This window comes from Paracoccus sp. (in: a-proteobacteria) (assembly GCF_039808215.1).
In the GTDB taxonomy this organism is placed as follows: domain Bacteria; phylum Pseudomonadota; class Alphaproteobacteria; order Rhodobacterales; family Rhodobacteraceae; genus Paracoccus.
Window position 1 is genome coordinate 13,625 of the sequence record NZ_JBDHSP010000031.1, and the last position, 21,997, is coordinate 35,621.

The following is a 21,997-nucleotide window of genomic DNA, read 5'->3' on the forward strand; positions in this document are numbered from 1 at the left end:
CGGCGGCTCCGGGCGGTCAGGGTGGCGGCGGGCCGGGCGCGGCCGCTGCATCCTCGAGGATCATCTCGGCGGCGCGCTCGGCCAGCATGAACACCGCCATGACCAGGAAATAGCCCGGGATGCGCGGAAAGGCCGAGGCATCGACCACCCGCAGCCCGGCGATCCCGTGCACGCGCAGGCGCGAATCCAGCACCCCGCCCGCCGCCTCGGGGCCCATGGCAGCGGTGCCGCAGGCGTGATGGCCCCAGGCATTCGCCCGCACATAGTCGCGCAGCGCGGCATCGGAACTGCGGTGATGGCCCGGCTCCTCCTCGTCGGCGATCAGGTGGTCAAAGGAATCCGCCACCCGCCGCACCGTGCGCAACCCGTGCACCACCGCATCCAGATCCGCCTCGCCCTCGGGGCCCTGGAACGAACGAAAGCGGATCTCGGGCGCGGTGTCGGGATCGGCGGCGCGCAGCCGCACCGTGCCGGCGCGATTGGCGGCATAGGCCTTGAGCACGACCCAGCTCAGGCAGTCGCCGCGGCGGATGCGTTCGGAATAGCCGCGGTGATAGCCGCGAAAATCCGCCAGCAGCGCAAAGCAGTGCAGGTCGGTTTCCGTGACCGTCGGACGCGAGCGCATGGCAAAGGAAAACAGCACCCCGTTCGAGGCGTAATTGCCGCGGCCCAGCCATTTCCAGATGCGGTAATGCCGGTCGTGGCGGGAATAGCGCACGCCGCGCATCGCGTCCCAGGGTTTTTTCATCCGGTTCACCACGCCGATCTCGTAGCGGTCCTGCAGGTTTCCGCCGACGCCTGGCAGCGCCCGCACCGGCCTGATGCCATGGGCGCACAGATGCTGCGGCTCGCCGATTCCCGACAGCATCAGCAACTGCGGCGTGGCAAAGGCGCCGCCGGCCAGGATCACCTCGCGCCCGGCGCGCAGGGTCTCGGGCCCGGCCGCGCCGGCGATCACCACGCCGGTGGCGCGGCCGTCGCGGATCTCGAGGCGCAGCACCTTGCAATGCAGGCGCAGCTCCAGCCGGTCGGGAAAGCGGCGGCGCACCGCCAGCAGCCGCTCGCGCGCGCCGTCGCGGACATGGCGGCGGGTGCCCATGGGGGCGATGCGGATGCCGGCGATGCCGCGGTTCCACCAGCGCCGGTCGTTGGGATCGGTGGCGGTGGTTTCCCAGCGCGTGCCGGCGCTTTCAAAGACATCCGCGACGCTGCCGATCGAGCGCAGCAGCATCCGGCGCAGCCGCAGGTCCAGCAGCGCGCGCAGCGGAATGGCGCGTTCGGTGGTCAGCCAGCCGTCCCAGCCATGCCCGGTCGGATTGAGCCCGGTCAGCCGCCACAGCCAGCGCCACAGCACCGAGCGGTAGCGGCAGCGCTCGATGCGCTCGAAATGGCGCTGCATCTGCGAGGCGCGCCAGCCGCGGTCGCCGGTGATCGCGGCGATCTGGTTCCAGTCGGCATCATTGGGGCGCACCACGATCATCGCGTGATGCGCACTGCAACCGCCCAGACCGCGGGCGCGCGGGTAAAGCACCCCGCCCTGCTGCGCGTCATAACGCCAGTCGCGGCGCTGCAGCGCGTCGTCGTCATGGTGCAGCACCCAGTGATCCTCGCGCAGGTCGGGATGCTCGGAGGCGAAGGTGTGGAATGCCGGCACGCGCACGGCGTCGCAAAGCCGCATCTCGGCGCTGTCGTCGCGGTCCATGTCCAGCGGATCGCCCCCCGCCTCGAGGACCAGGACCCGGGCGCCGCGCTCGGCCAGCCGGGCCGCCAGCACGGCGCCGCCCGCCCCCGCGCCGACGATGATATAGTCGGGGATATGGTCGGGGGCCGCAGGCGCCATGTCACAGCTCCATCAGGAATGAGATCAGCGCCTCCTTGTCGGCATAAGCAAGACCGGCGCCGAATTCATGGCCCTTGTTCACTACATAATCGGGGCATTTCGACAGGCCCACCAGCCGGTCGACAAGGCCGCTGTCGCGCGTGATGCGTTCGGCATCGGCCTCTACCGCGGGATCGGCCAGTTCTTCGGCGCTGCAGCGGCCGCCAAGCTGTTTCAGCGCGCCCAGCAGCCCCGGCCCGGCCTTGGCCATGGTCCACAGGTGCGCGGCCATGTCGGGCTGGTCGTTGTCCGGCAGCAGCCGGGTGTTGACCAGCGCATTGATCGGGAAGCCCCTGGGGAAGGGGCCGATGCGCACATCGCCGCCGGGCGTGACCAGCCAGGGCGCCAACCGCGACAGCAGCCGCGCATTGTCGCGGATCAACGCCGGCGCGAAGCCCCTGGGCACCATCAGGCAGGCCGGGGCCGAAAGGCGGTAGATATAGCCCGGCACCGGCTCGGCCGTCATCGCGTCCATGCGCCGCGTCCCGGGCGACAGCATCTGCCGGATCGCGCGGTCGAACTGGTAAAGCCGGTTCTCGACGCAGGGCATATAGGGGTCGTCCGCATCCGCGGCCGGGCAGCTGGCCGGATAGGTGTCGTAATCGCCCTCATGGCCTTCATAGGCGTCGTGGCCGACGGAATTGTTCAGCAGATAGGGCGCGGTGGACCACAGGCTGATCAGCGAGGCCGGCCGCAGATAGCCGCGCCCGTTGCCGCCCGCCTGAAAGGACGAGGCCGCCCCCGAGACCGGGTGATGCACGGTCACGGGTTTCGGCGGCGGCAGCGACTTGTAGCTGGCCGAGGTGAAATTGTCCCAGATGTCGCCCGCCAGCCCGTTCGTGGCGATGGCCGAACAGGCATTGGTGCCGACCACATCCATCGGCACCCGCCGTTCCGTGGACAGGTAATTGCCGCGGGTGAAATCGGGCGCCGCGACGATGGCGCGCATCTGCGCCTTGTAGGCATCGCTCTGCGTCCAGGCCCAGTAGCGGTCCCAGCATTCGCGGTAGCGCGGCCCGGCGCCGCCGCCGGCGCAGATGCCCTGATCGACGCCGCTTTCCGCCGGCGGCATGGGCTGGCGCGAGGAATGGCAGGCGGCGCAATTCTCGGCAAAGACCTGCTTGCCCCGCGCGACCTGCGCGGGATCGCGGGCGGACAGGCGCGCGGCGCCGCCCGGCGCATCGGCCAGCTTGTCGGCGCGCGCCGTCACCAGGAAAAAGATCGCCATGTCCGCGGTCATGTTCTCGGTCGCCTGCCAATAGGCCGAATTCTTCTGCGCGTCGGGGATGCGGATCGGCGAGATCTTCTGCCCGCCAAGAAAGGGGCGGAAATGCAGCAGCCATTCCTCCGAGAACAGGCCGATGTTCAGATAGACCCGGTTCAATGCCCCCAGCGTGCCGACCGAATCCGACCCGTCCTTGAGCACCCGCATCGAGGCCACCTGGCCCTGGCCGGCGTCGTAAAGTCCGGCCAGCGCCGCGGTCTGCGGGAAATCCTGGAACTGCCGGTTGGCCCTTTCGTCGCCCTGCAGCTGTTCAAGCCCCAGATGGCGGGCGATCTCAAGCCGCGCGCCGGCCTCATAGACCGCGTTCATGGTGCGGGGATTGTTCATGTAATCGGTCGAGACCAGCGAGGTGTCCAGCGATCCAGGCGGATTGGTGTGAAACAGCTGGAACAGAAAATTCGCCTCGTTCGGCGCCGGCACGCCCGGTTCGGGCCGCGGGCGGGTGTTCCAGAAGAAGATGCGCTCGACCCAGAAATACTGCGCCCCGGGGTTCGAGGTCAGCTCCTCCCATTGCGGCGCCTCGGGGTTGGCCGGCGGCCGGATCGGATTCGGCCCGACATGGCAAAAGGCGCAGGACATGCCAACCCGGTAGGGCCGGACCAGATCGCGGTCGTTGTAATAGTCGGGATCGGTGTAGTAACGCTCGGGGTCCCAGCGTTTCGCCGCCTCGGCATCGAAATCCGGGTTCGGAAACAGCCGCAGCCCGATCACCCCCGAAGGCTCGCCGTAATATGAGCCCAGCGGCACCGTCTCGCCCCGCGCCCCCACCGCGGCACCGGCGTATTTTTCGCCATCGGCGAAGGGATCGGCGGCGCATTGCGGGTCGCGCCGGTCCAGCCACAGGCCAAAGCGATCGGGGTCCGGCCCCTGCGGCCGGGCAAAGCAGGGCTCGTTGATCAGCCCCAGCCAGCGGAAACGGTTGTCGCGGCTGTAATATTGCGAGGGATGCGAGGACACGGTCTTGAGCAGGTCGAACGAGCCCACTGTATTGCCGGCGGCAAAGTTCCAGAAGCGGTCATTGCCGCCGGTCCAGACGATCCAGGCGTTCTGGCCACGGATCGCCGCCTGGCGCACCGCCTCGGGGTCCTGACCAAGCTGCGCCGCAACCTCGCGGATCTCGGGCGGATAGCTCTGGCCGGCGGCGGGGGGCAGCAGCAGGCCCTTGTCCATGGCGGCGAAATAGGGCTCCTCCGCGGCTTTGAAATGGCTGGCGTCAAGCCCCGCCTGCAACGCCTCGTCCCGGACATTGCCGAAGGCGGCACGGTCGGGTTCGATGAAGGCGCGCAGCAGAAAGAAACCCGCGACGGCGACGATCAGCGCCAGGACCACGACCAGTCCGGCAAGCCAGGCGACAAGGCGTTTCAGCAGGCGCATGTGAACCTCACAATGTCTTCAGATAGGCCAGAAGATCCTCGCGTTCGGCAGGGGGCAATTGCGTCCCCCACAGATGGCCGCCATTGCCGTTGCCGGGCAGGCGCGTGTCATAGATCCAGCCCTTTGCCAGCGGATCGGCGCGAAAGCCGCCGTTTTCCGCGTCGATCAGGTCGCTGCCGCGGACAAAGCTTTGCGGCCGCTGCGCGGGCGGCAAAAGCAGGGCGCGCAGGCTCGGGACCGAGCCATTGTGCAGATAGGGCCCGCGCAGCCACAGCCCGGTCAGGTTGACCGCGGTATAGCCCTCGGTCTTGCGAAATGAGCGGAACCCCCAGGAATGGTCGGGCTGATAGGCCAGATAGCGGTCGCGCGCCGCCGGCGTCCACATGTCAAGCCGGTGCCGGTCGGTGCCCAGTTCCACCGCCGGGATCGGCTGGCGAAAGCGGCGCCCGTCCGGGTCGTGGCATTCGGCACAGTCGCGGCGATAGAGGACGCGGCCCCGCGCCACCTGCGCCGCCTCCAGCCGGTAGGGATCGCCCGGCGCCAGATCGCTGCGAAAGGGCGAAGGCGGCGGCATCTGCACCCGGATGAATTCCTCCATCCTGGCGAGGTTTTCGCGCGTGCGCGGGAAACTTCCCGGCCCCAGCCCGTCGCCGATGGCCCCGGCGACCACGGTCTCGTGCAGGTCGGTCATCAGCCCGTCCCAGTGCAGCGAACGGATGCTGCTGGCGGAATCCAGCACCGGGCCAAGCACCCACAGCGGCATCATGTCGGAATTGCCGATGGTGCCGTCGTCGGGCAGACCGAGGTTGAAGAATTTCACCGGGTTGAACGGGTCGATCCGTCCCGGCCCCCAGTCCGGCCGGCTGGCAGTCCAGGCAAAGCGGGCCGCCTGCTCCTGCAGCGCCTTGCGCGTCGCCGGGATCAGCACAAAGCGGTAAAGCGCGCGTTCCCACAGCGGCAGGGCGACGATGGCGTCGATCTCATGCATCAGGCGTGCCGAGGTAAAGCGCGGGTCCTGCCCGGCGGCGATCAGGAAGCGCAGATAGGCCTGCACCTCGACCCTGGTGCCGGCGCCGGCGCTGACCCGCTGCGCCGGCATTTCCGGCGACAGCCGATAGCTGCCCTGATGGCAGAAGGCGCAGTTCGGCGCCACGCGCGGGATCACCCCCAGGGTCATCATGGAAAATCCCGTCGGCAGTGCCTCGCCGCGCTGCCAATGCAGGCCGAAGGCGCCATAGCCGTCGCCATTCCCGGGCAGAAGGTCGGGAAACACCTGCGGCAGCACGCGCCAGATCCAGAACGGGATGCCTTGCGTTTCCTCGTTCCCGATCGAGCCATGGTTGAACACCGCCGCCAGATCGTGGCTTTCCGGCTGGCGCACCGGGCGCAGCAGCAACAGCCAGCCGCCGATGCCGCCCAGCACCAGCAGCAGCAGCACGAACAGCAAGGCGCGACCCCAGCGCATCAATCGTCCCCCTCGGCGATCTGCTGTTCCAGCGCAACCACGCGGATCAGGCACCAGAGCGAGGCGATGCCGATGCCGCCGTCCAGCGCCACGCCCAGCAGGAAGGCGGCGGGCTGCTGCGCGAGAAACACCATATAGGAAAAGAACAGCACCCCGGCGCTGCGCGAGGGAAAGACCGACAGCCAGGCAAAGATGCGGTAGCGGTCGATGTCCAGCGTCGCCGGAATGTAGAAGATGGTCAGGATGCCCAGCAAAAGCCCGGCAAAGCGTGGCCAGAGCAGCGGCTCGGCTGTCAGCCCGAACAGGCCCAGGAACCAGACCGGCGCAAACAGCAGCGAGATGACAAAGCCTGCGTTCAGCACGATGCCCAGCCAGACCACCACTGCGTGGCGGGCCTTCCAGCGGCTGAGGGATTGAAGCCCGGTCATAGCTTTTTCATGTATTCGACGATGGCGTCCTTCTGGTCGCCCGTCAGATGTGTGCCGTATTCGTGGCCGGCATTGCCATTGCCGGGCAGGGCGGTGTCAAAGACCACGGTCCGGCCGGGGGCCGCCGCGTCCGAGCGATAGCCCACGCGGGCCAGGTCCAACTCATCCGAGCCGCGGCGGAACTGCGCCGGGCGCCGCGCCGCCGGCTCAAGCAGGTCACGCAGCGTCGGGACCGAGCCGTTGTGCAGATAGGGCGAGCGCGCCCAGATCCCGTCCAGCGGCTGGCTGGCATAGCCCTCGGTCTTGTGAAAGCGGTGAAAGCGCCAAGGATAACCCGCGTAAAGCAGGTTCTGCGCGGCGGCGAATTCGCGGGTATAGGACAGCCAGCGCCCGGGATCGGTGCCGATGCGCATGAGCGCCTCGACCTCGCCCAGGCAGGGATGGCGGGCGCGGCTGTAGTCATATTCCCGCGCCGGCACATAGGCAAAGATGCCCTCGCCATAGAGGGGCGGGGCGTCGTCGGCCTCGGGCGTGTTGCGCGCCGGGCGCTCTGCCACCGGCTGCGGCGCGGCGCAGTCCCGCGCCCCGCCATGGGCCGCCGCCTCGGTCGCGCCAGCATATTCGCGCCGGGGCAGCAGCGGCGGCGGATCGGCCAGCGCGCCATGGCAGGCGGCGCAATAGCGCGCATAAAGCGTGGCGCCGGCCCGCGCCTTGCCGTCATCCACCGGGCCGGGGAAACGCGGCGCGGGCAGGTGCCACATCCAGCCCTCGATGCGCGCGATGGCGGCGCGGTCGACGGTCACCGGGGTCACCCCCGCCCCCAGCGCGGCCGAGAGGTTGCGCTCGGCCACGGAATCGTTGTTGCCGTCCCAGTGCAGGTTCATGCCGTCGCGCGGGGCCTGCTGCCAGATCGCCGGATAATCCGAGGCGCCGTTCAGCGCCATACGGCCGACATGCGCCTCGTCCATGGGAAAGTTGAACTGGATGGCCTTGTAGGGGTTGAACGTGTCCACCCGCCCCGGCCCCCAGTCCACCTGGTCCCGCACGAAGGCCAGGCGTCCGGCGACCCATTGCAATCTGGTCTTGACCCGCGGAAAGACCAGATGGCGATAGATAAGCCGCTGCGGCCAGGACAGGTTGCCGCCGGCCTTGTCGATGCCGGCCATCAGCGCATCGGCGGTAAAGCCCGGGTCCTCGCCGACATCGGTCAGAAACAGGATCAGCTCCTGCAGGCGCAGATTGTTCGCGGGCGCCCCGGCGATCAGATGCTGGCTGGCATCGCCCGGCAGCCGATAGGAGCCGACATGGCAGAGCGAGCAGTTGAACCAGACCCGCTCGACCCCGGTGACCACCCGGCGCGAAAAGCCCAGCGGCAGATCGTCGCCCTCGGGGGTGATCAGGCCGAAATGCCCCCAGCCCTCGTCGCCCAGCCGGTCGCGATAGATCACCGGCAGCGCCTTGAACACCCAATAGGGCAGGCCGTTCGCCGTCTCGGCCCCGATCGAGCCGTGCAGGAAATGCTTCTGCTCGCTGTCCTGGGCCACCACATACTGGTTGACCCCCACCAGCCGCCAGGAGAGGAAGGCCAGCAGCACCAGCACGATCAGCCAGACGACCAGCCGGCGCTTGCGCACCGCCCGCTCGACCGGGGTCAGCGGTTCGTCCTCGCGTCTCACTTCTGTGCCCCCTCTTGCTGGTCGGCGAAGGCCGGGGGCCGGAACACCGACATGACCTCGGCGATCATCGCGTCGTGGCGGGCCTCGAAACTGTCGCCGGGAAAGCGGCTGACCTCATAGCAGCCCAGCGGGTTCTCCAGATCGTTGATCAGGCATTTGTTGCAATAGCTGCATTCACGACCGGGCTCGGGGCCGTTCGCGCGCCGCAGGATCTGCGGCAGGTCGTTGTTGGCGATCAGCGGCCGCGCGATGGACACCGCGTCGCAATCGCCGGCGCGGATGGCACCGGCGATCACGTCGGCATGCTGGAAGCCGCCGGTGCAGATCACCGGCACCGTGGGGTCGATGGCCCGGATCGCGGCGCGCACGGCGCGGGCATAGGGCAGGTTGATGCCCTCGATCACCTTGCCGCGCCGCCACAGCCAATAGGCACGAAACAGCGCCGCCGTCACCCGGTTGGAAAAGATCGCATGGTTGAACCCGGCCCGCGTACCCTGGCTGATCAGCCCGTCATACCAGCGCACCAGATCGCGCATCGGCAGGTCGCCCGGTGGGTTGCGCGGATGCGGGAAGGTCGATCCCGACGAGATGTGGAACGCATCCACCCCCTTGCCGTCATCCAGAAGCACGCGGCAGATCTTCAGCGTCTCCTCCAGCGAATTGCCGCGCTTTTGCCAGGGATAGAGCCAGTGGTTGTGATCCTCGCCGTTGATCTTCATCTGCAGGTGAAAATCCGCCCCCACCTCGGCGCGGATGGCGCGGATGATTTCCAGCACGAAACGCGCCCGCGCCTGCCAGTTGCCGCCGTAATCGTCCTTGCGGTCATTGATCCCCGAGGACAGGAACTGCGTGATCAGATAGCCGTTCGCGCCATGCAGCTCGACCCCGTCCAGCCCGGCCGCCTGCGCGCGCCTCGCCCCTTGCGCGAATTGGTCGATCACCTCGGCGATCTCGGGCCGGGTCATCGCCTGGCAGAGGATGCCGTGGAAATAGTCGCGCCGGTCGGTGGAACTCAGCGCCTTGCGGTAAAGGTTCTCGACCCCGCCCAGGTCCTGCTGGCGGCCGGAATGCGACAGCTGCATGATCAGCTTGCAGTCATGCCCGTGCACCCGATCCGCCGCCGCGCGCCAGAACGGGATCTTGTCGTCATCGTCGATCATCGCATAGCGCGTCAGGATGCGGCCGCGCACCGAGACCGGCGTGAACGAGGTCAGGATCGCCCCCACGCCGCCGCGGGCGAATTTCTCCTCCCAGTTCAGCCGGGTGTGGCTGCCATGGCCGTCATAATCGTCGAAGGTCCCCGAGATGTTCGAGCGGAAGATGCGGTTCTTGACCGTCAGATGGCGGAAAACCAGAGGCTCGAAGATGACACGGGCATTGTCTTCCTGCGGAAAAATCCTGTCGGGGTTCATTGCGATCACCGCGCAATAGGGCAACCCGGCGCAAAAGCGCGCCGAACAAACTGGATAACTGTGAATTTTGGTAGGGACTCGGGAATTTTACCCGAGAAACGCCATCCGATCAAGCGTCGCGGCGAAACGGCGGCAGGCCCGGGACCTGCCGCCGTGAAAGGAGGCCGCGGGCCGCCCCCTTGCGGGGGCCTGCCCGGTCAGACCTTGTATGTCTGCACCGCGCCGGGTTGCTGGCTCCATTCGCCATACCAGGCCTGGAACTGCGCCAATTGCAGTTCGGCCCAGGCACGCTGGCTGGGCGAAAGCCCGTCCGTTTCGTTGAAATGCCGGGCATATTCCTTGTCGCCCAGGACCACCAGCATGTGCTTGTAGTAAAGCACCAGGTCGCAACCCTCGTCCCAGGTCGAGAGCACCTCCAGCGCCTCGCCCAGTTCCTGCGCGCGCGCACGGGCATCGACCTCGCCGCGCGCCGCCGCCTTGGCGAGGGCGACGAAATGCAGCACCTCGCGGGGCAGCACGTTGCCGATGCCGGTGATCGTGCCGGTGGCGCCGCATTTGACATAGCCGTGATAGACGCCGGTATCGACGCCGGCCATCAGGATCACCCCGTCTCCGGCACTGGAGATGTGTTCCGCGGCATAGCTCATCGCCTTGGCGCCGCCGAATTCCTTGAAGCCGACCAGATTCGGATGTTCGGCGCGCAGGGCGAAGAACAGGTCGGCCTTGGTCTCGAAGCCGTAATAGGGGCTGTTGTAGATCACCGCCGGCAGGTCCGGCGCCGCGGCGAGGATCGCCTTGAAATGGTGGCGCTGCGCCGCGCTGGAGGCACCGCGCGACAGCACGCGCGGAATGACCATCAGCCCGGCGGCGCCGACCTTTTGCGCATGCGCGGCATGGGCCACGGCCAGCGCCGGGCTGACCGCGCCGGTGCCGACGATGACCGGCAGCCCGGCCTTGACCAGGCGCTCGACGCCCTCCATGCGCTGCGCATCGGTCAGCAGCGGCCAGTCCCCCATCGAGCCGCAATAGACCACCGCCGACATGCCGGCCGCGATCATCTGCTGACCCTTGCGCACCAGCGCGTCATAATCCGGGGTGCGGTCGGGCTTGCAGGGTGTCATCAGCGCGGGAATGACGCCGGTGAAAATCTCGGTCTTCATCTGGGGAACTCCTCTGGGCGGTTGACGGCGGGCCGGGGGCTGCCGATTCTGTCGCCACCCATCATATGCATTGTATTTTATTTGTCGACATAAATTCGGCGCCGCTCACAGGCTGAGATCCTGACGCTGGTCGCGGGCAAAGAACTGCTGGATCTGGCGCACGATCTGGTCGGCATGCTGGCGCGCCAGCCGGTCACACAGGTCAAGATCGCGCGCGGCGATGGCCTGGATGATCGCCTCGTGCTCATCGACATATTCCTGCGGCAGGCGGTCGTCATAGGACTGGTAGTAAAGCCGCAGGATGCGCCGGCCCTCGTCCAGCACCCGCAGGAACAGGCTGGTGAAATAGGGGTTGCGCCCGGCCTCGGCGATGGCGGCGTGAAAGTCGCGGTTGGTGGCGATCATCGCCAGCGCATCCTGGGCGGCGACGGCGGCGGCGAATTTCGCCTGATGGCCGCGGATCACCGCCAGATCCTCGGGGCGGTGGTATTGCGCCGCCAGCCGCGTGGTGACGCGATACATCAACGTGATCGCGTCAAAGAAGGTGTGCAGGTTCAGGAAATCGATATTGGCCACCATGGTCGAGCGGTTGGGCAGCGTCTCGACCAGTCCCTCGCCCGAAAGCCGCACCAGCGCCTCGCGGATCGGGGTGCGCGACATGCCAAAGCGCTCGGCCAGCTGCACCTCGTCGATCAGGCTGCCGGGGGGCAGCACCAGATCCAGGATCTCGTCGCGCAACAGGTCATAGACCAGCTTGACGCCGGCGCCGCGCTTGCGTTCGGGAAAGGTCTCGGTGGTGGCCCTGGCCATGGCGCTTGCTCCTGCGGTTGCCGGATCGTCAGTCGACATAAAGAATACATTGACGGATCGCGGCGTTCAATCGCCGGCTGCGGCGGCGCGGGGCATTTTCTGACCGCCCCGCTCTGGCATTTGGCCGCGCCGCACCTAACTTCTGCACGACCTTTTGGGAGAACAACGCATGAAATGTCCGACCGACAACACCGACCTCGTGATGAGCGAACGCCAGGGCATCGAGATCGACTATTGCCCCGCCTGTCGCGGCGTCTGGCTGGACCGCGGCGAGCTTGACAAGATCATCGAGCGCAGCCTGCCCGCGACCAGCGCCGCACCGGCGCCGGCCGCCCGCCCCGAGCCGCAGCGTGCCCGCGACGATCACGACCGCTATCGTGACGACGACCACGACTATCGCCACAAGCGCAAGCGCCGCGAAAGCTTTCTCGGCGATCTGTTCGATTTCTGACCTGCACGTTTTCTGATCGGCGCGGGCAGCCGCCGGGCGCGCGCGCCCGGCGGGTCCCGGATCAGCCGCGGCGCAATTCGGCCAGAAGATCGGCCGAGGGCTCGCCCGTCACCGGCAGCCCGCGCGCGGCCTGATAGGCACGGATGGCGCTGATCGTGTTCGAGCCGACATTGCCATCGACGCCCTGGGTGTCGAAGCCGCGCGCGCTCAGCAACTGCTGCATTTCCTTGCGCTGCTCAAGGCGCAGGCCGGGGTGATCGGCCGGCCAGGGATTGGCCAGCCCCGGATAGCCCTTCAGCCGGTCCGCCAGATGCGCCACCGCCAGCGCATAGCTGTCGGCATTGTTGTAGCGCAGGATGGCGTGGAAATTGCGGGTGATCAGAAAGGCCGCGCCACTGCGGCCGCCGGGCAGGATCAACTCGACCGGCGTGCCGGCGGGCGGCAGCGGGCGCGAAGTGGCCTGGCGCACGCCCATGGCCTGCCATTCCGCCACGCTGCGCTTGCGGCCCTTGCCGGCCAGGCCGGTGTCGAAACCGGCGGGGATCGTCACCTCGACCGCCGCCGGCAGCCCGTGCTGCCAGCCCGATTTCGCCAGGTAGTTCGCCGTCGAGGCCAGCGCATCGGCCGGATTGTCCGACCAGATGTCGCGCCGGCCGTCGCCGGTGAAATCGGCGGCATAGGCCAGATAGGTGGTGGGGATGAATTGCGTGTGCCCCATGGCGCCGGCCCAGCTGCCGGTCATGTGCCCGGGGTCGATGTCGCCCGCCTGCAGGATCCTCAGCGCCGCCATCAGCTGCTTGCGGAAGAAATCGCCGCGATAGCCCTCATAGCCCAGGGTGGCGAGGGATTCGATCAGCGGCAGATCGCCCCGGCGTTCGCCATAGGTCGATTCCATGCCCCAGACGGCGGTGACCACCTCCTTGTCGACGCCGTAGGCACCCTCGACCCCGGACAGCACGCCGCCATGGCGCGCCAGCGCCGCGCGGCCGTTCACCTGCCGCTTTTCCGACACCGCATTCTCGAGATATTCCCAGAGCGGTTTCTTGAACTCGGCCTGGTTCTGGCTGCGCTTCACCGCCTCGGGGTTGTAGGTCACGTCGCGAAACGCCAGCGCCAGCGTGGCGTCGCTGATGCCTTCGCGGCGCGCGCCGGCCTTGAAGCCCTCGACCCAGTTCTCGAGCCCCGCGACCTTGGCGGCGGGCGGGTTCTGGTTGCGCCCCCATTTGATCTCCTGCCGCTGCTGCGGCACGCCGGCGCCGGGCCCCTGGCCACCGCCGCAACCGCCCAGAACCAGCGCCAAGGCGCATAGCGCCACCGATACCCGCATTGAAATCCGCATCTCTGCCCCTTGCCCGATGTTTTTGTCGCAGACTAGCGCCGCGGCGCCGGCACCGGAAGCCGGAAATCCGCCGCCGGCGCTATTCGGGCAGCGGCGTCCAGATCACCTCGTCGAGGCGCGGGGCGCCGGTCGCCAGCAGCACCAGCCGGTCGAACCCCAGCGCGCAGCCCGCGGCCGGCGGCATCTGCGCCAGCGCCGCCAGGAAATCCTCGTCCAGAGGATAGCGCTCGCCATGGACGCGCTGCTTCTCGTCCATTTCCAGCTGAAAGCGGCGGCGCTGCTCGGCGGGGTCGGTCAACTCGCCGAAGCCGTTCGCCAGTTCGACGCCGCAGGCGTAAAGCTCGAACCGCTCGGCCTCGCGCGCATCATCCGCGCAGCGCCGCGCCAGCGCCGCCTCGGCAGCAGGATAGCGGTCGAGGATCAGCGGCCGGCCCTGGCCCAGATGCGGCTCGACCCTTTCGACCAGGATGCGCGAGAGCATGTCCGACCAGCCGTCATCCGCACCCAGCCGGATGCCCCGCGCCTGCGCCTGGGCGCGCAAGCCGCGCGCGTCGGTCTGCGCGCCGTCGCAGGTGGCCAGCAGGTCGATCCCGGCGAATTCGCGAAACGCCTCGGCCACACTAAGCACATCGGGCGCGGCAAAGGGGTCGCAGGTCCTGCCGCGAAAGCGCAACACCTCGGCCCCGGCGGCCCCGGCGGCGAGACGCAGGTATTGCGCGCAATCGGCAAACAGGCGGCGGTAATCCTCGCCGGCGCGATACCATTCCAGCATGGTGAATTCCGGGCTGTGCAGCGGCCCGCGCTCGCGGTTGCGCCAGACATGGGCAAAGGCAAAGATGCGCTCCTCGCCCGCAGCCAGCAGCTTTTTCATGGCAAATTCCGGGCTGGTGTGCAGATACATCGCCCGCGCCGCGCCGTCATTGCCGATCATGGCGGTGGCGAAGGCATGCAGATGCGCCTCGTTGCCCGGGCTGGTGGCCAGGGCGGCCGGATCGACTTCAAGGAATCCTTGGGCGAAAAGCCAGTCGCGGATGCCGGACTGGATGCGGTTTCGGGTCAGCAGCAGCGGCCGTCGGCCGGCGTGGCGGTCGCGGTCCCACCAGGGGCTGGCCTTGCTTGCACTCATGCGGCGCTCCTTGCCGGGGCTTTCCGCTTGAGACTGGCGCAGGTCGGCGGAAAACGCTATGGAGCGGCATCATTGCCGGATTTCGCAGCGCCGGCCACCCCCCAACGTGAATAGCAGACAAGGGATCAGCCTTGAAAGTCATCGCATCCAGCCTTCGCAAGGGCAATGTCGTCGAGATCGACGGCAAGCTTCACGTCGTCCTGACGGCGACCAACTTCCACCCCGGCAAGGGCACGCCGACCACCCAGGTCGACCTGCGCCGCATCGCCGACGGCAACAAGGTCTCGGAACGCTGGAAGACCACCGAACAGGTCGAGCGCGCCCATGTCGACGAGCGCGAATATGATTTCCTCTATGAGGACGGCGAGGGTTTCCACTTCATGGAGCCGGCCAGCTACGAACAGGTCACGGTCGCGGCCGATGTGGTGGGCGAGGACAAGGTCTTCCTCGAGGATGGTATCAAGGTGTTCCTGCAGGTGCATAACGGCGTCGCCATCGCGCTGGAACTGCCGCAGAAGGTCACTGTCGAGGTGGTCGAGACCGAGCCGGTGGTGAAGGGCCAGACCGCGTCGTCAAGCTACAAGCCGGCGGTGGCGCATAACGGCGTGCGCATCATGGTGCCGCCGCATATCGGCGTCGGCACCCGGGTGATCATCAACACCGCCGACCTGACCTATGTCGAGCGCGCCAAGGGCTGAGCCCCGCACGCAGCCATGTCGCGGCGCGGTTCAGCGCCGCTGACGCGCCGCCAGATCGGCATGCAGCAGGCGCAGCTCGTCGGCCAGCGCCAGTTCCAGCGCCGCGCCCTCGGCGGGGACGGCGCCCGGGTCCTCCTGGCCGTCATGCATCAGCTGGCGCTCTTCGAGCCAGTCCAGCATCCCGGCCTGCGCCGCGGGCGGCGCCAGCGCCAGCAGCCGCATCAGCACCCGGCGATGCGCGATCACCCGCCCCTCGAGCGCAAGCAGCTCGGCCGCCAGATCCCGCATCGGCCGTTCCTTTCCTGAAACCGGCCCGGTGCGGGCCGCGGGCAGCATGGCACGGATCGCACCCCGCGCGAAGCCCGCTCAGTCGCGCGGGGTCAGCTTGCCGCCCTCGATGCGGCGCAGGGACACCTGCAGGCGCGCATCGGCGGCGGCGACCTCGGCCAGGGCGCGGCGCACATAATCCGTATGCGCCTCGGCGGCGCGGCCGGCCGCCTCGGCATCGCCCGCCAGCACCGCATCGATCAGGGCGCGGTGCTGGGCCAGCAGCGGCTCGCGCACCTCGGCGCGGGCGTAAAGCCGTTCGCGGCTGTGAAACACCCCGCGGCGCAGCATGCCGGCCAGGGCGCGCATCAGCTGCAGCAGCACGACATTGTGGCTGGCCTCGTAAAGCGCCAGATGCAGCGCCACATCGGCCTCGGCCTCGGCCTCGGCATCGCCGCGGGCATGGGCCTCGTCGATGCGCGCCATGCAGCCGATCAGCGCCGCGCGGTCGACGGCATTGGCACGCCGCGCCGCCAGTGCCGCGGCCATGCCCTCAAGCCGGGCGCGCAGTTCCAGGTAATCGTCCACCACCTCGGCGCGCGAGGCCATCAGCTCGATCAGCGGATCGGTGATGCTGGCGGCCAGAGGCGCGACGCGCCGGCCGCCGCCGGGGTCGGCGACGATCAGCCCGCGCGCCTCGAGCATGCGGATGCCCTGGCGCAGCGTCGGGCGCGAGACGTTCAGCCGCAGCGCCATCTCGCGTTCAGGCAGCAGGGGATCGCCCGGCCGCAACGAGCCCTCGAGAATCAGGTCCTCGATATGGCGCGCGGTGCTTTCCGCCGCCGGTGGCGCCCTGTCCACTTCGCCGCTCATGCCTCTCTCCTGCCGTGCCGGTGGCGCCATCTAGCCGTGGCAGCCGCCCTGGTGCAATGGATTTTCCGCTTGACCGATCTGGTAAAACCATTTTACCGACCATGCCGGGGGGAGAGGCATCCCAGTCCGACCGCAATCAGCACCTGCGCGCAACTGCGCAGCAGGCTTTGCGATTTTTGCGGATCGCGCTAGGATGCCCGGGAAGGCTTTGCCCCCCGCACAACCGGAGGAACAGCCATGACCCGCATCAGCCCCCGGGCACCGGCGCCCGCGCGCCCGCCAGATCCGCCGCGGCAGCATCGCCGCGGCCCTGACCCGCACCCCGAATCAGCAACTGCAGACCACCGGCCGAACCGCGCCGGCGCCCTGCCCCCTTGGGCAGCCGCACCGGCCCTCACAAGGAAACCCTCATGATCTGGTCACAGATATACGACCCGTTCGGCAACATGCTGTTGTCGACCCTGGCCGCCGCCATCCCGGTCCTGGTGCTTCTGGGCGCGATCGGCATCTTCGAGATTCGCGCCCATGTCGCAGCGGCGCTCGGCCTCGTTACCGCACTTGCGGTGGCGATCATCGGCTTTGGCATGCCGGCCGGCCCGGCGCTGATGTCGGCGGTTTATGGCGCCGGTTTCGGCCTGATGCCCATCGGCTGGATCATTCTCAACGTCATCTTCCTTTACCAGCTGACCAACGAGAAGGGCGAGTTCGACGTGCTGCGCCACTCGATCCGCTCCATTTCGGACGACCGGCGCATGCAGCTGCTGTTCATCGCCTTCAGCTTCGGCGCCTTCTTCGAGGGGGCGGCGGGTTTCGGCACCCCGGTGGCGGTCACCGCCGCCATGCTGATGGGGCTGGGCTTTTCGCCGCTCTCGGCTGCCGGCCTGTCGCTGATCGCCAATACCGCGCCGGTGGCCTTCGGGGCGCTGGGATCGCCGGTGATCGCGCTGGCCGCCGTCACCGGCCTCGACCTGATGGACCTGTCGGCGATGATCGGGCGGCAGTTGCCGTTCTTCTCGGTGATCGTGCCCTTCTGGCTGATCTGGGCCTTCGTCGGCTTCCGCCGCATGATGGAGGTCTGGCCGGCGCTGCTGGTGGCGGGCGTGTCCTTTGCCATCCCGCAATATCTGGTGTCGAACTTCCACGGGCCCTGGCTGGTAGACATCGTGGCGGCGCTCTGCTCGATGCTGGCGCTGGCGCTGTTCCTGCGCGTCTGGCACCCGGCGCGGCCGATCACCGACGCGCCGCGCGACTGGTCCTCGGACCATGTCGAGGACCAGAGCGACGCCAGCGCCGATGCCGCGGCCGGACGTTCCGTGGCCAAGGCCTGGATGCCCTGGATCATCCTGACGGTCTTTGTCTTTCTGTGGGGCATGCCGCAGATCAAGGTGCTGCTCGATTCGATCTTCAGCGTCAAGATCCCGGTCTCGGGCCTTGACGGCGTGGTGCAGAAGGTGCCGCCGGTCGCCATGGAGGCCCATATCGAGGCGGCGGTCTATAACTTCAACCTCTTGTCGATGACCGGCACCGGCATCCTGCTGGCCGCGCTCGTCTCGGGCTTCCTGCTGGGCTACAGCCCGGTCGGGCTGGTACGGATGTATCTCAAGACCTTCTGGATGATCCGCTTCTCGCTTCTGACCATCGCCTGCATGCTGGCGCTTGGCTATGTCACCCGCTACTCGGGGCTTGATGCGACCATGGGCCTTGCCTTCGCCAATGCCGGCTGGCTCTATCCGTTCTTCGGCACGCTGCTCGGCTGGCTGGGCGTTGCGGTGACCGGCTCGGACACCGCCTCGAACGTGCTGTTCGGCGGACTGCAGAAGGTCACGGCGCAGCAGCTGAACCTGAACCCGGTGCTGATGGCGGCCGCCAACTCGTCGGGCGGGGTCATGGGCAAGATGATCGACGCGCAGTCCATCGTCGTCGCCTCGACCGCGACCAAGTGGTACGGGCATGAGGGTTCGATCCTGCGCTTCGTGTTCTTCCACTCGATCGCGCTGGCGGCCATGGTGGGCTGTCTGGTGATGGCGCAGGCCTATGTCGAGCCATTCACCCGCATGGTCCCCGAGGTCGCGGCCCCGGTGGTCGAGGCCCCGGCAGCAGAACCGGCCGCCGCCACAACCGCAGAACCGGCAACCCCCGCGAAGTGAGGCAAGGACAGCCATGACCGGAAAGCCAAACCCGACCGTAGGTCTGTTCGTGACCTGCCTCGTGGATGCCATCCGCCCGCAGATCGGCTTTGCCGCCCTCGAACTGCTCGAAGAGGCCGGCTGCCGGGTCGAGGTGCCGCAGACGCAGACCTGCTGCGGCCAGCCGGCGCTGAACAGCGGCGACGAGGCCGCCACGGCGGCGCTGGCACGCCAGACCATCGCCGCCTTCGAGGGCTACGACTATGTCGTGCTGCCCTCGGGGTCCTGCGCCGGAACGATCGTGCACGGCTATCCGGAACTGCTGGCGGGCGACCCTGAATGGGCCGCCCGCGCCAGGGCCATGTCGGCCCGCACCCATGAAATCACCAGCTTTCTGGTCGATGTCATGGGATTTCTGCCCCGGGGCCGCAGGCTGGATGCCTCGGTCACCTATCACGACAGCTGCTCGGGCCTGCGCGAACTGGGCGTCGCGGCGCAGCCCCGCGCGCTGCTGGCCGAGGTCGCGGGGCTGGAGATGCGCGGGCTTGAGGGCAACGATGTCTGCTGCGGCTTCGGCGGCACCTTCTGCGTGAAATATTCCGCCGTCTCGAACGCCATCGTCAATGAAAAGGCCGAAGCCGTCGAACGCAGCGGCGCCGACATCCTGCTGGCCGGCGATCTGGGCTGCCTGATGAACATGGCCGGCAAGCTGAACCGCCGCGGCGCGAAGACGCGCTGCTATCACACCATCGAGGTTCTGGCCGGCCGCGCAGACGGCCCCGCCATCGGCGAGGAGGGCTGAGCCATGCACGACACCCCCCTGCCCCCGTTCAAGACGCGCGCCAGGGCCGCGCTGGCCGACAGGACGCTGAAGACGGCGATCGAGCGCACCACCGGCAATGCGGAACGCAAGCGCGCCGCCGCCATCGCCGCCTTCCCCGAGTTCGATGCCGCCCGCGCCCGCGGCAAGGCAATCAAGGATCATGTGGTCGCCAACCTCGGGCATTATCTGGAAATGTTCGAGCGAAACGCCAGTGCCACCGGCGCGCAGGTGCATTGGGCCGTGGACGACGCCGAGGCCCGCGCCATCGTCACCCGCATCTGCCTTGACGCGAAGGCGAAGCTGGTCACGCGCTCGAAATCCATGCTGGGCGAGGAAATCGGCCTGCCGCACGCCCTGGCCGATGCCGGCATCGAGCGGGTGGAGACCGACCTGGCCGAACATATCATCCAGCTGGCCGGCGAGGCGCCCTCGCATATCATCTGGCCGGCGATGCACCGCACCCGCGAACAGGTGGCCGAGCTTTTTCGCACCGGCCACCACCCGCCCCCCGCCGCCGAGGACCCGGCGACCATGGTGCAAAGCGCCCGCACGCAGCTGCGCGCCAAGTTCCTTGGCGCCGATGTCGGCATCTCGGGGGCGAATTTCCTGGTCGCCGACACCGGCGCCACCTGCACCGTCACCAATGAGGGCAATGCCGAGCTGACCACCACGCCGCCGCGCATCCACATCGTCACCGCCGGCATCGAAAAGCTGGTGCCCTCGACCGCGCATGCCGTAGCACTTCTGCGCATCCTCGTGCGCTCGGCCACCGGCGGCGAGCTGACGCAATACACCACCTTCCACGCCGGACCGAAACGCCCGGGCGACGCCGACGGCCCCGAAGAGATGCATATCGTGCTGGTCGACAACGGCCGCACCCGCATGCTGGCCGACGAATTCCGCGAGATGCTGCGCTGCATCCGCTGCGGCGCCTGCATGAACCATTGCGTGGTCTATCGCCAGATCGGCGGCCATGCTTACGGCGGCACCTATCCCGGGCCGATGGGCGCGGTGCTGACACCGGTGCTGGACGGTCTGGCGCAATCGCGCGACCTGCCGCATGTCTGCACCATGAACGGCCGCTGCCAGGAGGTCTGCCCGGTCGGCATCCCGATCCCGACGCTGCTGCGCGCCTGGCGCATCCGCAGCTGGCGCGAGCGGCTCGAGCCCGGATCGGTGCGCGCCGGCGTCGGCATCTGGGCCTGGGTGGCGCGCCGACCGGCACTTTACCGCCTCTCCAGCCGCATCGGCGTGCGGGTGCTGCGGCTGTTCGGGCGCCGGGGCTGGATCTCGCGGCTGCCGATGGCCGGGGGCTGGACCGATTACCGCGACATGCCGCGCCCCTCGGGCCGCACCTTCATGGAACAGTATCGCGCCGAGCAGGCGCGCAAGGGGAAAAGCCGATGACCGCCCGCGACACCATCCTTTCTGCCATCCGCGCCGCGACCGGCCCGGCGCGACCGGCCGCGGATATCGCCGCTGAGGCGGCAGCGCTTCTGGCCGATCCCGACGAAAGCCGCCCGCGCCTTGCCGGCGCCACCCTGCCCGAGGCCTTTGCCGCCAAGGCCACGGCGCTGGGAACCACCATCGACCGCATTCCCGACATGGCCGCCGCGCCGGCGGCGGTGCGCGCCTATCTGGAGGCGCAGGGCCTTGGCCGGCGGCTGGCGCTGCAGCCCGACCCGGCACTGGCGGCACTCGACTGGTCGGGAATGGATACCCACGCCGGCATCGCCCCCGATGAGCCGGCATCGCTGTGCCTTGCGCTGTGGGGCATCGCCGAGGGCGGCTCGCTGGTCATCCATTCCGGACCGAACTCGCCGATCCTGCTGTCCTTCCTGCCGCTGCACCACGTCGTGCTGCTGCCCGAGGCGAAACTGCTGCCCTATCTCGAGGATTACGCTGCGCGCCTTGGCACGGCGGACATCCCGCGCAATGCGGTGCTGATCACCGGGCCTTCGGGCACCACCGACATCGAGGGCAGCTATGTGCGCGGCGCGCATGGGCCGGGCTTTCTGCATGTCATCCTGATCGGCGATGCCGGCTGAGCCAGTGCCCGCCGGCACGCCGCGCGAGCATTTCCTGCTGCTGGCGGCGCAGCCCCCGCCCGAGGTGGCGCTGCAGATCGAGCGCGCCTGGAAGCGCCTCGGCCGAAGCGAGCGCTTTCGCCGCAACCGACTGCACATGACCATCCTGCCGCTGCTGCGCTGCCCGCATCTGGACGCCGCCATGGTCGAGGCGCTGAAACGCCCGCTGGCCGGGCTGCGTTTTCCGGCCTTCGACCTGCGGCTGGACCTGATCGATACGTTCGGGCCGCCGCGGCGGCGCGACCGGCCGCTGGTTCTGACCTCGGCCGGGGAAAACCCGGCGCCGGACGCGCTGTGCCAGCATCTGTGGCATCTGCTGGCCGATGCCGGGCTGGGCGTGGCGCTGCACGAGGTGCGCCCGCATGTGACGCTGGCCTATGGCAAGCCGCTGCCGCCGGGCGGCATCCCGGTGCCCCCGCTGCGCTGGCATGTGGACCGGCTGACGCTGATCGACAGCCTGCAGGGGCTTGGCCGGCACATGGCGCTGGCGCATTGGCCGCTGGCCGAGACGCGGGGCCCCGGTCAGGGCGGGGATCAGAACGGGCTGTCGGGGAAGAATGAACCGCGCCGGGTTTGCCGGAGGCTCCAACTCTTGAGTAGGATGGAGCATCATGAGCAAGACCACGAACAAGTTTTCCCCTGAAACGGGCGTTGTTGTAGAAGTCGGAACCGGGCCGCAGTTCCCCCTTTCCCCGGTGATGTCAGCCCACGCGCTGGA

Annotated in this window: 19 protein-coding genes; 7 read left to right on the forward strand and 12 right to left on the reverse strand. The window is 68.4% G+C overall.

Going from position 1 to position 21,997, the window contains the following annotated elements:
• Positions 1-16: 16 nt before the first annotated feature.
• From WMK75_RS11265 to WMK75_RS11300, 8 genes are all read right to left on the reverse strand, one after another.
• Positions 17-1,840: a GMC family oxidoreductase gene (locus WMK75_RS11265; RefSeq protein WP_347267770.1), complete on the reverse strand. Its 1,824-nt coding sequence runs from the start codon at positions 1,838-1,840 to the stop codon at positions 17-19.
• A gap of 1 nt (position 1,841) precedes the next feature.
• Positions 1,842-4,538: a hypothetical protein gene (locus WMK75_RS11270; RefSeq protein ID WP_347267771.1), complete on the reverse strand. Its 2,697-nt coding sequence runs from the start codon at positions 4,536-4,538 to the stop codon at positions 1,842-1,844.
• Between the two features lie 7 nt (positions 4,539-4,545).
• Positions 4,546-6,003 carry a hypothetical protein gene (locus WMK75_RS11275; RefSeq protein ID WP_347267772.1) on the reverse strand — a complete coding sequence of 486 codons (1,458 nt, stop codon included), beginning with the start codon at positions 6,001-6,003 and terminating at the stop codon, positions 4,546-4,548.
• Entirely contained in the window at positions 6,003-6,431 is a 429-nt protein-coding gene (locus WMK75_RS11280; RefSeq protein WP_347267773.1) for a hypothetical protein, read from the reverse strand. Before WMK75_RS11280 ends, WMK75_RS11275 begins: the two co-directional genes overlap by 1 nt.
• The gene (locus tag WMK75_RS11285; protein WP_347267774.1) at positions 6,428-8,107 is read right to left on the reverse strand and encodes a cytochrome c; all 1,680 of its coding nucleotides are present in this window, start codon (positions 8,105-8,107) and stop codon (positions 6,428-6,430) included. The genes WMK75_RS11280 and WMK75_RS11285 overlap by 4 nt, the downstream gene beginning before the upstream one ends.
• A complete protein-coding gene (locus tag WMK75_RS11290) occupies positions 8,104-9,519 on the reverse strand; it encodes an NADH:flavin oxidoreductase (protein ID WP_347267775.1) in 1,416 nt (471 codons plus the stop codon). The genes WMK75_RS11285 and WMK75_RS11290 overlap by 4 nt, the downstream gene beginning before the upstream one ends.
• A 197-nt stretch (positions 9,520-9,716) precedes the next feature.
• Positions 9,717-10,679, reverse strand: coding sequence for a dihydrodipicolinate synthase family protein (locus WMK75_RS11295; protein ID WP_347267776.1), 963 nt, complete (start codon positions 10,677-10,679; stop codon positions 9,717-9,719).
• A gap of 105 nt (positions 10,680-10,784) precedes the next feature.
• Complete coding sequence (locus tag WMK75_RS11300; protein ID WP_347267777.1) at positions 10,785-11,489, reverse strand: GntR family transcriptional regulator; 705 nt, start codon at positions 11,487-11,489, stop codon at positions 10,785-10,787.
• Positions 11,490-11,658: 169 nt separating this feature from the next.
• On the opposite strand from WMK75_RS11300, the gene WMK75_RS11305 reads away from it, so the two are divergent.
• Entirely contained in the window at positions 11,659-11,940 is a 282-nt protein-coding gene (locus tag WMK75_RS11305; protein WP_347267778.1) for a zf-TFIIB domain-containing protein, read from the forward strand.
• Between the two features lie 61 nt (positions 11,941-12,001).
• Here WMK75_RS11305 and WMK75_RS11310 read toward each other — a convergent pair whose 3' ends face one another.
• Positions 12,002-13,279, reverse strand: coding sequence for a lytic murein transglycosylase (locus WMK75_RS11310; protein ID WP_347267779.1), 1,278 nt, complete (start codon positions 13,277-13,279; stop codon positions 12,002-12,004).
• 79 nt (positions 13,280-13,358) lie between these two features.
• The gene (epmA, locus tag WMK75_RS11315) at positions 13,359-14,405 is read right to left on the reverse strand and encodes an EF-P lysine aminoacylase EpmA (protein ID WP_347267780.1); all 1,047 of its coding nucleotides are present in this window, start codon (positions 14,403-14,405) and stop codon (positions 13,359-13,361) included.
• A gap of 131 nt (positions 14,406-14,536) precedes the next feature.
• Between epmA and efp the strand changes: the two genes are divergently transcribed.
• Positions 14,537-15,103, forward strand: coding sequence for an elongation factor P (gene efp, locus WMK75_RS11320; RefSeq protein ID WP_347267781.1), 567 nt, complete (start codon positions 14,537-14,539; stop codon positions 15,101-15,103).
• Positions 15,104-15,133: 30 nt separating this feature from the next.
• Here efp and WMK75_RS11325 read toward each other — a convergent pair whose 3' ends face one another.
• Positions 15,134-15,391, reverse strand: coding sequence for a hypothetical protein (locus WMK75_RS11325; protein WP_347267782.1), 258 nt, complete (start codon positions 15,389-15,391; stop codon positions 15,134-15,136).
• A gap of 78 nt (positions 15,392-15,469) precedes the next feature.
• Positions 15,470-16,243 carry an FCD domain-containing protein gene (locus WMK75_RS11330; RefSeq protein WP_347267783.1) on the reverse strand — a complete coding sequence of 258 codons (774 nt, stop codon included), beginning with the start codon at positions 16,241-16,243 and terminating at the stop codon, positions 15,470-15,472.
• A gap of 410 nt (positions 16,244-16,653) precedes the next feature.
• Between WMK75_RS11330 and WMK75_RS11335 the strand changes: the two genes are divergently transcribed.
• Genes WMK75_RS11335 through WMK75_RS11355 form a run of 5 tightly spaced genes read left to right on the forward strand, consistent with a single transcriptional unit; the run spans position 16,654 to position 21,922 of the window.
• Positions 16,654-18,390 carry an L-lactate permease gene (locus WMK75_RS11335; protein WP_347267784.1) on the forward strand — a complete coding sequence of 579 codons (1,737 nt, stop codon included), beginning with the start codon at positions 16,654-16,656 and terminating at the stop codon, positions 18,388-18,390.
• A gap of 13 nt (positions 18,391-18,403) precedes the next feature.
• On the forward strand, positions 18,404-19,171 hold the full coding sequence (locus WMK75_RS11340) for a (Fe-S)-binding protein (RefSeq protein WP_347267785.1): 768 nt from the start codon (positions 18,404-18,406) through the stop codon (positions 19,169-19,171).
• Between the two features lie 3 nt (positions 19,172-19,174).
• Positions 19,175-20,599 carry a lactate utilization protein B gene (locus WMK75_RS11345; RefSeq protein WP_347267786.1) on the forward strand — a complete coding sequence of 475 codons (1,425 nt, stop codon included), beginning with the start codon at positions 19,175-19,177 and terminating at the stop codon, positions 20,597-20,599.
• Entirely contained in the window at positions 20,596-21,240 is a 645-nt protein-coding gene (locus WMK75_RS11350; RefSeq protein WP_347267787.1) for an LUD domain-containing protein, read from the forward strand. Before WMK75_RS11345 ends, WMK75_RS11350 begins: the two co-directional genes overlap by 4 nt.
• On the forward strand, positions 21,230-21,922 hold the full coding sequence (locus WMK75_RS11355; protein ID WP_347267788.1) for a 2'-5' RNA ligase family protein: 693 nt from the start codon (positions 21,230-21,232) through the stop codon (positions 21,920-21,922). Before WMK75_RS11350 ends, WMK75_RS11355 begins: the two co-directional genes overlap by 11 nt.
• Positions 21,923-21,997: the final 75 nt, after the last annotated feature.

What these genes read in the sequence shown, in the direction of transcription:
- WMK75_RS11265 (WP_347267770.1), bottom strand. Translation starts at nt 1,840, where the DNA reads ATGGCGCCTGCGGCCCCCGACCATATCCCCGACTATATCATCGTCGGC.
- WMK75_RS11270 (WP_347267771.1), bottom strand. Translation starts at nt 4,538, where the DNA reads ATGCGCCTGCTGAAACGCCTTGTCGCCTGGCTTGCCGGACTGGTCGTG.
- WMK75_RS11275 (WP_347267772.1), bottom strand. Translation starts at nt 6,003, where the DNA reads ATGCGCTGGGGTCGCGCCTTGCTGTTCGTGCTGCTGCTGCTGGTGCTG.
- WMK75_RS11280 (WP_347267773.1), bottom strand. Translation starts at nt 6,431, where the DNA reads ATGACCGGGCTTCAATCCCTCAGCCGCTGGAAGGCCCGCCACGCAGTG.
- WMK75_RS11290 (WP_347267775.1), bottom strand. Translation starts at nt 9,519, where the DNA reads ATGAACCCCGACAGGATTTTTCCGCAGGAAGACAATGCCCGTGTCATC.
- WMK75_RS11295 (WP_347267776.1), bottom strand. Translation starts at nt 10,679, where the DNA reads ATGAAGACCGAGATTTTCACCGGCGTCATTCCCGCGCTGATGACACCC.
- WMK75_RS11300 (WP_347267777.1), bottom strand. Translation starts at nt 11,489, where the DNA reads ATGGCCAGGGCCACCACCGAGACCTTTCCCGAACGCAAGCGCGGCGCC.
- WMK75_RS11305 (WP_347267778.1), top strand. Translation starts at nt 11,659, where the DNA reads ATGAAATGTCCGACCGACAACACCGACCTCGTGATGAGCGAACGCCAG.
- WMK75_RS11310 (WP_347267779.1), bottom strand. Translation starts at nt 13,279, where the DNA reads ATGCGGATTTCAATGCGGGTATCGGTGGCGCTATGCGCCTTGGCGCTG.
- epmA (WP_347267780.1), bottom strand. Translation starts at nt 14,405, where the DNA reads ATGAGTGCAAGCAAGGCCAGCCCCTGGTGGGACCGCGACCGCCACGCC.
- WMK75_RS11325 (WP_347267782.1), bottom strand. Translation starts at nt 15,391, where the DNA reads ATGCGGGATCTGGCGGCCGAGCTGCTTGCGCTCGAGGGGCGGGTGATC.
- WMK75_RS11330 (WP_347267783.1), bottom strand. Translation starts at nt 16,243, where the DNA reads ATGAGCGGCGAAGTGGACAGGGCGCCACCGGCGGCGGAAAGCACCGCG.
- WMK75_RS11335 (WP_347267784.1), top strand. Translation starts at nt 16,654, where the DNA reads ATGATCTGGTCACAGATATACGACCCGTTCGGCAACATGCTGTTGTCG.
- WMK75_RS11340 (WP_347267785.1), top strand. Translation starts at nt 18,404, where the DNA reads ATGACCGGAAAGCCAAACCCGACCGTAGGTCTGTTCGTGACCTGCCTC.
- WMK75_RS11345 (WP_347267786.1), top strand. Translation starts at nt 19,175, where the DNA reads ATGCACGACACCCCCCTGCCCCCGTTCAAGACGCGCGCCAGGGCCGCG.
- WMK75_RS11350 (WP_347267787.1), top strand. Translation starts at nt 20,596, where the DNA reads ATGACCGCCCGCGACACCATCCTTTCTGCCATCCGCGCCGCGACCGGC.
- WMK75_RS11355 (WP_347267788.1), top strand. Translation starts at nt 21,230, where the DNA reads ATGCCGGCTGAGCCAGTGCCCGCCGGCACGCCGCGCGAGCATTTCCTG.